The organism is Neomegalonema sp., from assembly GCF_028688855.1.
In the GTDB taxonomy this organism is placed as follows: Bacteria; Pseudomonadota; Alphaproteobacteria; order Rhodobacterales; family Rhodobacteraceae; genus Neomegalonema.
On record NZ_JAQTXI010000003.1, the window covers coordinates 221792 to 231377 of the forward strand.

General features: G+C 69.6%; 9 protein-coding genes and 1 tRNA gene. 4 read left to right on the top strand and 6 right to left on the bottom strand.

The features are described 5' to 3' along the window. Positions 1-73: 73 nt before the first annotated feature. Complete coding sequence (locus PHN62_RS03800) at positions 74-703, top strand: hypothetical protein (RefSeq protein ID WP_300146497.1); 630 nt, start codon at positions 74-76, stop codon at positions 701-703. Between the two features lie 30 nt (positions 704-733). Beyond that, entirely contained in the window at positions 734-1369 is a 636-nt protein-coding gene (locus tag PHN62_RS03805) for a hypothetical protein (RefSeq protein WP_300146499.1), read from the top strand. A gap of 3 nt (positions 1370-1372) precedes the next feature. Here the strand turns inward: PHN62_RS03805 and PHN62_RS03810 are convergent, their stop codons facing one another. Continuing rightward, on the bottom strand, positions 1373-2440 hold the full coding sequence (locus PHN62_RS03810; RefSeq protein WP_300146502.1) for a hypothetical protein: 1068 nt from the start codon (positions 2438-2440) through the stop codon (positions 1373-1375). A gap of 13 nt (positions 2441-2453) precedes the next feature. Here PHN62_RS03810 and PHN62_RS03815 point away from each other — a divergent pair, with 13 nt between their 5' ends. Next, entirely contained in the window at positions 2454-3233 is a 780-nt protein-coding gene (locus PHN62_RS03815) for a hypothetical protein (RefSeq protein WP_300146505.1), read from the top strand. Next, on the top strand, positions 3230-4225 hold the full coding sequence (locus PHN62_RS03820) for a hypothetical protein (RefSeq protein ID WP_300146508.1): 996 nt from the start codon (positions 3230-3232) through the stop codon (positions 4223-4225). Before PHN62_RS03815 ends, PHN62_RS03820 begins: the two co-directional genes overlap by 4 nt. 178 nt (positions 4226-4403) lie before the next feature. Here PHN62_RS03820 and gabT read toward each other — a convergent pair whose 3' ends face one another. From gabT to PHN62_RS03845, 5 genes are all read right to left on the bottom strand, one after another. Beyond that, positions 4404-5705: a 4-aminobutyrate--2-oxoglutarate transaminase gene (gabT, locus tag PHN62_RS03825; protein WP_300146511.1), complete on the bottom strand. Its 1302-nt coding sequence runs from the start codon at positions 5703-5705 to the stop codon at positions 4404-4406. Positions 5706-5847: 142 nt separating this feature from the next. Further along, positions 5848-6867, bottom strand: a complete 1020-nt coding sequence (locus PHN62_RS03830; RefSeq protein ID WP_300146513.1) for an LLM class flavin-dependent oxidoreductase — start codon at positions 6865-6867, stop codon at positions 5848-5850. A gap of 161 nt (positions 6868-7028) precedes the next feature. After that, positions 7029-7105: transfer RNA gene (locus tag PHN62_RS03835), tRNA-Arg, on the bottom strand. Positions 7106-7307: 202 nt separating this feature from the next. After that, positions 7308-8180, bottom strand: a complete 873-nt coding sequence (locus PHN62_RS03840) for a hypothetical protein (RefSeq protein ID WP_300146515.1) — start codon at positions 8178-8180, stop codon at positions 7308-7310. Beyond that, positions 8177-9586: fimbria/pilus outer membrane usher protein (locus PHN62_RS03845; RefSeq protein WP_300146518.1), on the bottom strand; the 1410-nt coding region annotated here is incomplete at its 5' end. The genes PHN62_RS03845 and PHN62_RS03840, both read right to left, overlap by 4 nt.

The window sequence follows — 9586 nt, forward strand, 5'->3', positions numbered from 1 at the left end:
CGGAGTTGAAACTTCTTGATCCGCGCGCAGGAGATGGTTTCATGCGCTGGGACATGGCGGATGGAGGGCGCGGATGAAACGGATTCCGATCGGTCTGGGATTGGCCTGCCTTCTGGTGGGACCCGCGCTGGCGCAGCGCCCCTCTCTGGAGGAGATGCGCGCGCGGATGGAGCAGGAGGTCTCCGAGATCGGCGCCTATCGGGATCTTCTGGCCGATCCCGATCCGACGCGCTCTCTGGCGGCGATGAAGACGATGCTCGAATCCGGCGATCCGGAGCTCCAGGCCGTCGCGCTGGAGTACGGGCTCTTCAGCCCCAGCCCCATCGTGCGCCGCCGGGCCCTGGAGGGCTTCCTCGCGAGCGGGCCGGTGCTCGACGTCCTCATGGAGACCCCGGCGGAACTGCCCTCGAGCAGCAGCATGACGGGCGCCTATCTGGACGCGCTCAAGGCGCGGGAAGGCTCCATAGATCCGCAGAAGGGCGGCGCCTATGTCGGCCTGCGGATCGGCGGTCATGATCCGGAGAAAGGCTGCATGGTGGAGGCGGGCGGCTCGGACTGCGTGGCGCGGGTCACCTCCGGCGGCCTCTCGATCCGGCCATGGACGGAATGGTGGCTCCTCACGCTGAACGAGGAAGGCGAGGCGGTCGGCATGGGGCAGATTCCGGGCGCCGGATCCTTTCCCGTGCGCGTCCCCCTGCGCTGAGACGAAGCGGAAAACATGATTCGGGAGCAGATGATGAGATCTCTTGCGACGGGCTGCGGCCTTCTGGTTCTGGTCTGGAGCGCCGCCGCCGCGGCGCAGAGCCTGACGGTGGAGGAGATCCGCGCCAGGGTGGATCAGAATCTGCGCGATCTGAGCGCCTATCACGAGCTTCTGGCCGATCCCGATCCGGCGCGCAGCTCCGCCGCGATGAAGGTCATGCTGGAGTCGGGCGACGTCGACCTCCAGAAGATCGCGCTGGATTACGGACTCTACAGCCCCAATCCGGCCGTGAAGCGCAAGGCGCTGGAGGGATTCTTCGCCAGCGAGCCGCGGGTCGAGGTCTTCGTGAACGCGGGCAGGCTGCACACCTCGGGCAATCGCGACAACTACCTGCGCGCCTTCGCGCAATACGGCGGCTCCGTGGACGCCGAGCTCAAGGGCTATTTCACCTGGAAGCTCGGGAAGTTCGACCCCGAGCAGAATTGCGCTCTGGATTCCGAAGGCAAGGAATGCGCCGTGCGGGTCACGGATTCCGGGGTCTCGCTGCGTCCCTGGGGAGAATGGCTGCTGCTGGCGCCGGATGAGGAAGGCAATCTGACGGGCACGGTCTCCATCGTCGGGACGAACAGCAGCAATCACCGGATGAGCGTCCCCATCCGCCAGTAGGCTTCACTCGAAGCGGATGCGGTCGATGCGCACGGGGCCTTCGGTCCAGGCCGAGGAGATGGTCACGAAGACCCAGCGCGCCAGCACCGGCGAGCGCTTCTGATCGAAGACCCCGTCCGGCCCCATGTTCCCCGAGGCGAAGAAGCGCGGCGCGCCGCCGCCGTCCTCGCGCGAGGAGACCTCGACGAGGATCGCGCGCGGCAGGGCGTGGCCGCCTTCGGGATCGGTCATGATCGCCGCGCGCGTCAGGGAGCGCGCGCCCTCGCCTTCGAGGCGGAAGGCCATGCGGTTGGGGCCTTGCGGCGCGAAGACATAGGCCTGAGGGCCGTCCTTCAGGGCGTTCGCGACCGCGAAGGCCGCAGAGAGCGCCGGAGCGGCGCGCTCGGGCCTGGCCTCCAGCTCCGGAGCGCGGGCCTCCAGCCCGGCGGCCTCCTCGGGCGCGACGCTCTGGGTGAAGACCGCCCCGCGCCGCCCGATCCAGCGCGCGGCGGCGGCGTGGATCTCCTCGACGCGGATGAAGCGCGCCGAACGCTGGCCCAGAGCCTCGATCGCCATGCCCGCCGGGCGCGCTCCGATGAAGAGGAAGGAGCCGCTGATTCCCTCGAAGACCTCGTCTTCGGGGCGGGTGAATTCGGCCTCCAGCGTGAGATAGCCGCTGTCCGAGACCCGCATGGGCCTCCGCTCCACCTCGCCCGAGGGCCGCAGCGAGACCAGTTCGCCCGCGCCGCCCGCCTCCAGCCGGGTTTCGCCCGCCAGAGCCTGGAGCCCGAGCTCGCAGCGCGCCTCCAGAGCCCCGCGCAGGACTCCGATGGCGAGGTCCATCCCCTCCCAGAAGGGGCGCTCGACGAAGGCGCGGCCCGTCGCGACGGGGGCGGCGCTGCGGGCGCTCGCGGCGGGCGCCTCGCCGACCACATGGCGCGGAGTCAGCAGATAGCAGGCGCCGCCGCTGCGGATCATCAGGCCGTGGCCTTCGCCGCCTCCGCCGCGCAGGGCGACGGTCTGAGCCGACGCTCCGGTCGTGGCGCAGGCGAGGAAAACTGTTAGGATCGCGGCGGACGGGAGAATCTTCACGGGGGAGTTTCCTATGGGTGGGCCTCTGCGCGGCTTCACGACGACCGTCGCCCTGATGGCGGGACTGGCGGCGAGGGGCGCCCTCGCGGAGGAGCCCGCCCCTCCGGAGGCTCCGCCTCGGGCCGCGCCGAGTCTGCAACTGGTCAGCGATCCGTTCAACGAGATCCTGCGTCCGGCGGCGAAGATCTCGGGCGCGCGGTTCCTGGGCTTCCTGGCCGCGCCCGGAGAGGCCGCTTCCGGCGACGGGGGCGAAACCGACGCCTTCCGCGCCTGGATCCCCGCCGACTGGAGCGGCTCCGAAATCTGCCTGAGGGTCATGTCTGCGGACGGGCTTTACGAATCGGCGAATCTCTACCGCGCGCCGGAGGACTGGGCGGGCGGGACGGCGCTTCTCGATTATCCCACCCGCCAGCCCGAGGCCCTCGCGGGGCGCGCCCCGGAGGAGCTGGCGCTCTCCGTCACGCGCGGCGACTGCGCGGAGTCCGGGGCGACGGCGGCGGAAGCCTCTCTGGCCGGGCGTCCGGACGCCGAGAGCGGCGCGGAAGGCGCCTTGCTGCTCATCAACGCCTTCCGCGCCGAACAGACCCATGTGGAGGTCGAGGACCGCCCCGAAGCGCCGGAGATCCTCTGCGCTCCGGTGCGGGCCGAGGTGCGCATGGCCTATGACACGGCCTGCCGCATTCCGGCGGAGGTCTTCGCCGAGGGGCGGGCGGAGCTGATCGTCCTGCCGGTGAAGAACGGCGAACTCGGCCGGGAGATCCCCCTGACCCTGCGTTTCGGCCCTCTGGAATGAGGCTGTCCCGCCGCGCCGCGCGGGCGCAGCTGAAATGGTCGGCGCTTCTGGCGGGCCCTGTCCTGCTGGGGCTGCTTCTGGCGCTGATTCTCTCCAGCGCGCTCTGGCGCTCGCGGACCTTCGTGATCGAGGCTCTGGCCACCGGCGCCGAAGTCCATTTCGAGGGCGCGGGCAATTCCTGGCCGCTCGGCGAGGCGATCCTCTGCGAGCCTCTGCCGCGGCCTCAGCCGCGGGCGCCGCGCGGAGAAGGCCTGTGCGACGCCCGGCTCTTCGCCGAGAAGGCCCGCGGGGGCGCGCCGGTGGTCTGGCGCGACGGCGCGCGGGCGCTCCTGCGGCGCGATCCGGAGGGCGGGCTGGTCGTGACGGCCCATGGCGCCGAGGGCCTGCCGGAGGGCGCGCGCCTGCATCTGACCGCCCGGCGCTGGGCCGAGGCGGGGGCTCTGGTCTTCACGGGCTGGAGCTCCATCGGCGGCCAGATGGCGAGCGGCGAGACGGCGCTCCTGATCTCCGGACGCCACGAGGCGCGGGAGAGCTCGCTCTTCGGGCTCGGCGGCGGGACGGAGACGGTGAAGTCCGGGGATCTGCGCCGCGGCGAGCGGGTGAGCCTCGTGGACGGCGCGGGGAATCCGGCTTCGGGCTTCGGCCATGTCACGGCGGGGACGGAGGAGGAGGCGGGCTTCCACATCGTCAGCATCGCCAAGCCCGGCGTGACCGCCCTGAAGGTGGAGCATCTCGGCGGCGAAGGCCCGAGCTTCATCCGGCCCAACTGGATCGACTACGCCCTGACGAGTCCCTTCTTCGTGGCTCTGGCGCTGATTCTCTCGATGCTGGTGGGGGTGGGCCAACTGGTCATCGGGCTCTGGGAGATCTTCGCGGAGAAGCCCGCCGAGGGCGCGCGGCGGCGTCCGCGCCTCTTGCGGCGAGATGTCGCGCCCGAGGAGCCGCCTCCGTCTACGCCGGAAGAGGCGAAATCCGGAGCGGATTCCCCTTGACCGTGGTTTCCGGGACAGGAGAGGACGCATCCTTGAAGGCGAGTGATTTTTTCGGAACAAGTCTCGAAAGGAGATTCCTCCTGAAAGGGGCTCAGGGGCCGATCTGACCCGGAATGGGCCGCGCCGATTCTCGCGACGCGGGACGGAGGCCCTCGAAAGGGCCTCCGCGGCGCAAGGATCAGGAGGCGGCCTGGATCAGCGCCTTCTCCAGTTTGGCGAGCCCCTCCTCCAGGATCTCGTCGGAGATGGTCAGCGGATTGAGCAGCCGGACGGTGTTGCCGTGGACGCCGCAGGTGAGCAGGATCAGACCATCCGCCATGGCGGCTTGCGTCACGCGCCTGGCGGCTTCGGCGTCGGGTTCGTCGCTTCCGCGCGCCTTCACGACGTCGAAGGCGACCATGGCCCCGGGGCCGCGGATTCCGGCGATGGGGGCGGAGTCGTTGCGCAGGGAGATCTCTTCGAGCTTCCGCTTCATCCGCGCCCCGAGGGCCGCGCCGCGCTCCACGAGCTTCTCCTCCTCGATGACCTCCAGCACCGCGAGGGCCGCCGCGCAGGCGAGGGGATTTCCGGCGTAGGTGCCGCCCAGTCCGCCAGGGTCGGCGGCGTCCATGATCGCGGCCTTGCCCACCACGCCCGAGAGCGGGAAGCCGCCCGCCAGAGACTTCGCGAGGGTCATCAGATCGGGGGTCACGCCGGAATGCTCGACGCCGAACATCTTGCCGGTGCGGGCGAAGCCGGTCTGGACCTCGTCGGCGATCAGCACGATTCCATGTTTGTCGCAGATCGCGCGCAGGGCCTCCCAGAGCTCTTTCGGCGCGGGGAGGAAGCCGCCTTCGCCCTGCACGGGCTCCAGCAGGATGGCCGCGACGTCGGTCGGAGCGATGTCGGCGCGGAAGAGCGTCTCCAGCGCCTTGAGCGAATCCTCCACCGTCACCCCGAGGCTCGGGGCGGGGAAGGGGACGTGATAGATCCCCGGAGGCGCGATGCCGAATTTCGTCCGGTAGGGCGCGACTTTGCCCGTCAGGCCGGTGGCGAGATAGGTCCGGCCGTGGAAGGCGCCGCTGAAGGCGATGAGGCCGGGACGACCCGTATGGGCGCGGGCGATCTTCACCGCGTTCTCGACGGCCTCGGCGCCGGTGGAGAAGAGCAGCGACTTCGCCGGACCGCCCACGGGCGCGATGGCGTTCAGCTTCTCGCAGAGCCGGATATAGGGCTCGTAGGGGATGATCTGGAAGGCGGTGTGGGTGAAGGCGTCGAGCTGCGCCTTGACCGCCGCGATCACCTTCGGATGGCGATGCCCGGTGTTCAGCACCGCGATGCCGCCGGCGAAGTCGATGTAGCGGCGCCCTTCGGCGTCCCAGAGCTCGGAGCCCTCGGCGCGGACCGCGAAGACCGGCCAGGCCGTGCCGACGCCCCGCGCCACGGCGGCGACGCGACGGGCCTGAAGATCGGCGTTGGAGCTGGATGGAGTGAACGACATGGAGCCTCCCTGCGTTTCTGGAGCAGTTTGCGAGGCAGTCTAGCGCCGCCTCCGGAGGGAAAGCCAACGGGATTCGGCGATGGAGGGCTTTCGGAAAGGCCGAACGCCCTCCTGCGGAGCGAAGGAGGGCGTCGCGGAAAACTCAGCGCCAGCCGAGCGCCGGAGCGACATGCTTCAGGATGTCCTCGATCACATGGACGTTGTACTCCACGCCGAGCATGTTCGGGATGGTCAGCAGGAGCGTGTCGGCTTCGGCGATGGCCTCGTCGCCCTTGAGCTGCTCGATGAGCTTGTCGGGTTCGTCGGCGTAGCCGCGTCCGAAGATGGCGCGCATCTCGTCGATGTCGCCGATCTGGTCGGATTCCTTGCCGCCGCGCCCGAAATAGCGGCGGTCCATGTCGGTGGTCAGGGCGAAGATCGAGCGGCTGACCGAAACGCGCGGCTGACGCTCGTGGCCCGCCACCTTCCAGGCCTCGCGGTAAAGGCGGATCTGCTTCGCCTGCTGGAGGTGGAAGGGCTCGCCGGTCTCGTCCTCCTTGAGCGTGGAGCTTTGCAGGTTCATGCCCATCTTCGCCGCCCATTCGGCGGTTCCATTGGAGGCCGAACCCCACCAGATGCGATCCCTCAGCCCCTCGGAATGGGGCTCCAGACGCAGCAGCCCCGGAGGATTCGGGAACATCGGGCGCGGATTGGGCCGCGCGAAGCCTTTCCCCTCCAGATGCCGGAGGAAGACCTCGGTGTGGCGGCGGGCCATCTCGGCGCCGGTCTCGCCTTCGGCGGGCTGATAGCCGAAATGACGCCAACCGTCGATCACCTGCTCGGGCGAGCCCCGGCTGATCCCGAGCTGAAGCCGACCGTCCGAGATGAGATCCGCCGCGCCCGCGTCCTCGACCATGTAGAGCGGATTCTCGTAGCGCATGTCGATGACGCCGGTGCCGATCTCGATCTTCGAGGTCCGCGCGCCGATGGCCGCCAGCAGCGGAAAGGGCGAAGCCAGCTGCCGCGCGAAATGGTGGACGCGGAAATAGGCGCCGTCGAGTCCCAGCTCCTCCGCCGCCACGGCGAGCTCGATGGACTGCTTGAGCGTCTCGCCCGCCGTGCGCAGCGGCGAGCCCGCTTCAGGGGACCAATGGCCGAAGGAAAGGAAGCCGAGTTTCTTCATCTTGAATGCTCCGGTCGGCGGACGGGCCGGTTCCGGCCTGTCTCCGCTCTGGATTGCGCGTTTGTGCTCTGTCGGGGGTTCATGTGAGCCGCGCCGCTCCTCGCCGCAAGGCGCGGTTCCGGAGACGCTCTGTCGCCGGGCGGGCGATGATCGGAGAAGGATGGCGACCCCGGCGTGGTTCGAACACGCAACCGCTCGCTTAGAAGGCGAGTGCTCTATCCGGTTGAGCTACGGGGCCTCAGGCTCCGTCCCTACATGGCCTGGGGCGATCCGATCAAGCCTTTTTCGATCAGGGCCCAGAGAGCGGCTTGCGGCTCCGGAGCGTCCGCCCCGGGCGGCGGCGATCCTCCCTGCGGCGGCGGGCCGCGCAGAGGTCGCAGGACTTCGCGTCGCCTGCCCGGCCCGGCCCGAGAAAACCCGGGCGGGCCCGATCATTCTCCTCATTCTCCGGTGATCTGGATGGTCAGACGATCCTCGTAATTTCCGGCGTAGCGATAGCCGATCTGGTCGAGCGTGATCTCGATGAGGCCCGGATTGCGGTCGCCGGATCTCATGTGGACTTCCTTCTGGGCGCCCAGCGGCATGCTCGTTCCATTGATCGCGACTTCATAGGCGATGGGCGTCAGCTCCGCGCCCTGCTCATGGACCAGCTTTCCGTCATGCCGCGAGGTGACCAGCATCGTGACCGGAGCCGTCGCCTGATAGAGGAACCGGACGTCGCCGCGCGGTCTCTCCCGGGCGGCTCCCTGCGAGGAGAAGGGATCGGCGCCCAGATTCCCGAAGTCGACCCTGAGCGGCTGCTCGGGCGTCAGGAACCGCGCCACCGGAGCGACGAAAACGCGCAATTCGGGCTGCGCCGCGGATTGCGGCGCGCCATTGATCAGCAGATCGAACTCCCGGACGTAGGGGCCGCTCGCCACGAACTGGTTGGGGCGGATCCGGAAGACTTCGAGGCTTCTTCCGCCCTGGGCGCCTCGGGCCTCGCGCAGATCGACGGTGCTGCGCAGGCTGCTTCCGCCGCCCACTTCTGCGCTTCTGGTCTCCAGGTCGAGCGCGCCGCCGGGGCCGTCGAGCCTGATCGAGCCTCCGTTGGTCGGCGTCAGGGAGATGGAGGCTCCGGCGCAGGCCGCTTCCTCCTCGAAGCCGAGTTCGAGGAAGACGGGGGCGGCCTCCCGGAGGGTCGCGTTGTAGTCCTGCACGGAGGCGAAGCGGGCCCAGACCGCCGTGCAGGCCCGGGCCGCCTCCATGGGGGCGGCCAGAAGCGGCAGGAGGCAGAGCGCGAAGACGCTGCGGATTCGTCTGGTCCTGTTCATGAGCCTCCTCCGAGAGTCACCGCGCCCAGTTCGATCAGGGCGCCCTGCGTGGGGGGAGAGATCTCGATCCGGGCGCGCGCTCCCGCCAGCTCCAGATCGTAAGCGCCGGGCTTGAGGCCGCTTGCGAAGAAGATTCCCGCCGAATTCGTGAAGACGTCGAAGGCGGCGCTTCCGTCCAGCGAGGCGAGGCGTCCGTATTGCAGGGCGACGGGCTGGCCTTGCGCGTCCTGGAGCACGCCGCGCGCCGAATAGAAGGCGTCGCTGCCGACGATGGTCCTCGCGCCGACGCGGGCTCCGCCCTGCACGGCGTAGACGCCGGAGCCGATGTCGTAGCCGAGGGGCGCGTCCTCCAGATTCAACGAGACCTGGGAGAAGCGGTAATCGCCCGAAAGCGGGGCGACCATGGGGCCGAAGCCGTCCGTCCTGACGATGGGAGGGCGTCCTCCCAGGCTGTCGCCGATGGAGAGCGTCGAATCGCTCAGGGTGGGATGCCGGTCGACGAGAAGGAAGCCATGTCCGACGCGGCGGCCGACGCCCACGCGCCCGTCGGCGAAGGCGACGCCCGAACTGACGCGCAGGGCGCCCACAAGAGGCGAATCGTCGTCGAAGAGCGCGCCGACGTCCGGCGCCGCGTGATCCAGCGTGACGGAGGCGTCGAAGCGGTTGGCGATGTAGTCCGCGCGGCCGTAGAGGCCGACCGAATCGTCGTCATGCTCCGCGCGCAGGGCGTAGCCATATTGCCCGACGCGGCCCTGATGGCGCTTTTCATATTCGACCGTGGCCCGGTTGCGGGCGCTCGAATAGGCGCCGCGCACCCGGCGATCCTCGCCCAGCGGCATGGAGGCCGTGACCAGAACCCGCGTTTCGTCGCCGCGTCCGCCGTTGCGGAGGACGTGCTCCACGGCGGCCGAGGCGCTCACCGAGCCGAAGCTGTGCGAGACTCCGGCGCGCAGGCTGACGTCCTGCAGATCTCCGCTGCGGGCGTAGCCGGCGCCGAGATTCACGACGGGGCCCTGCTCCAGCCGGATCCGGTAGGAGCCGGTCGCCGAGAGGCGTTCGAGGCCTGCGCCTTCCTCGCCGAGGCGGGTGAAGTCTTCGGAGCGATAGGCGGCGCGGAGGTTCAGCTCGTCTCTGTCGACGCCGAAGCCTTCGAAATCCGCGTCGTAGGAGGCTTCGACGGCGAAGCCTGTCCGGGCGCCGCCCACGGGATCGTCGATCCGCGACCAGGCCGCGTCAAGCTGGCCCGCGCCATAGGGCAGACCCGCCACGAGATTTCCGGCGACTCCGACATAGCCGTCTTCGGCGATGGTCGCGCCCGCGCCGAGGGTCAGACCCGGCGTCACGCCCCGACGGTAATAGCCTGTGGCGGCGAAGCCGTCGGCGTCCCAGTCGAGGCCGTCGGCGAA

Excerpts from the sequence above, each read along its gene's own strand:
- PHN62_RS03840 (WP_300146515.1), bottom strand. The coding sequence starts at position 8,180 with ATGAACAGGACCAGACGAATCCGCAGCGTCTTCGCGCTCTGCCTCCTG.
- gabT (WP_300146511.1), bottom strand. The coding sequence starts at position 5,705 with ATGTCGTTCACTCCATCCAGCTCCAACGCCGATCTTCAGGCCCGTCGC.
- PHN62_RS03820 (WP_300146508.1), top strand. The coding sequence starts at position 3,230 with ATGAGGCTGTCCCGCCGCGCCGCGCGGGCGCAGCTGAAATGGTCGGCG.
- PHN62_RS03805 (WP_300146499.1), top strand. The coding sequence starts at position 734 with ATGATGAGATCTCTTGCGACGGGCTGCGGCCTTCTGGTTCTGGTCTGG.
- PHN62_RS03800 (WP_300146497.1), top strand. The coding sequence starts at position 74 with ATGAAACGGATTCCGATCGGTCTGGGATTGGCCTGCCTTCTGGTGGGA.
- PHN62_RS03830 (WP_300146513.1), bottom strand. The coding sequence starts at position 6,867 with ATGAAGAAACTCGGCTTCCTTTCCTTCGGCCATTGGTCCCCTGAAGCG.
- PHN62_RS03815 (WP_300146505.1), top strand. The coding sequence starts at position 2,454 with ATGGGTGGGCCTCTGCGCGGCTTCACGACGACCGTCGCCCTGATGGCG.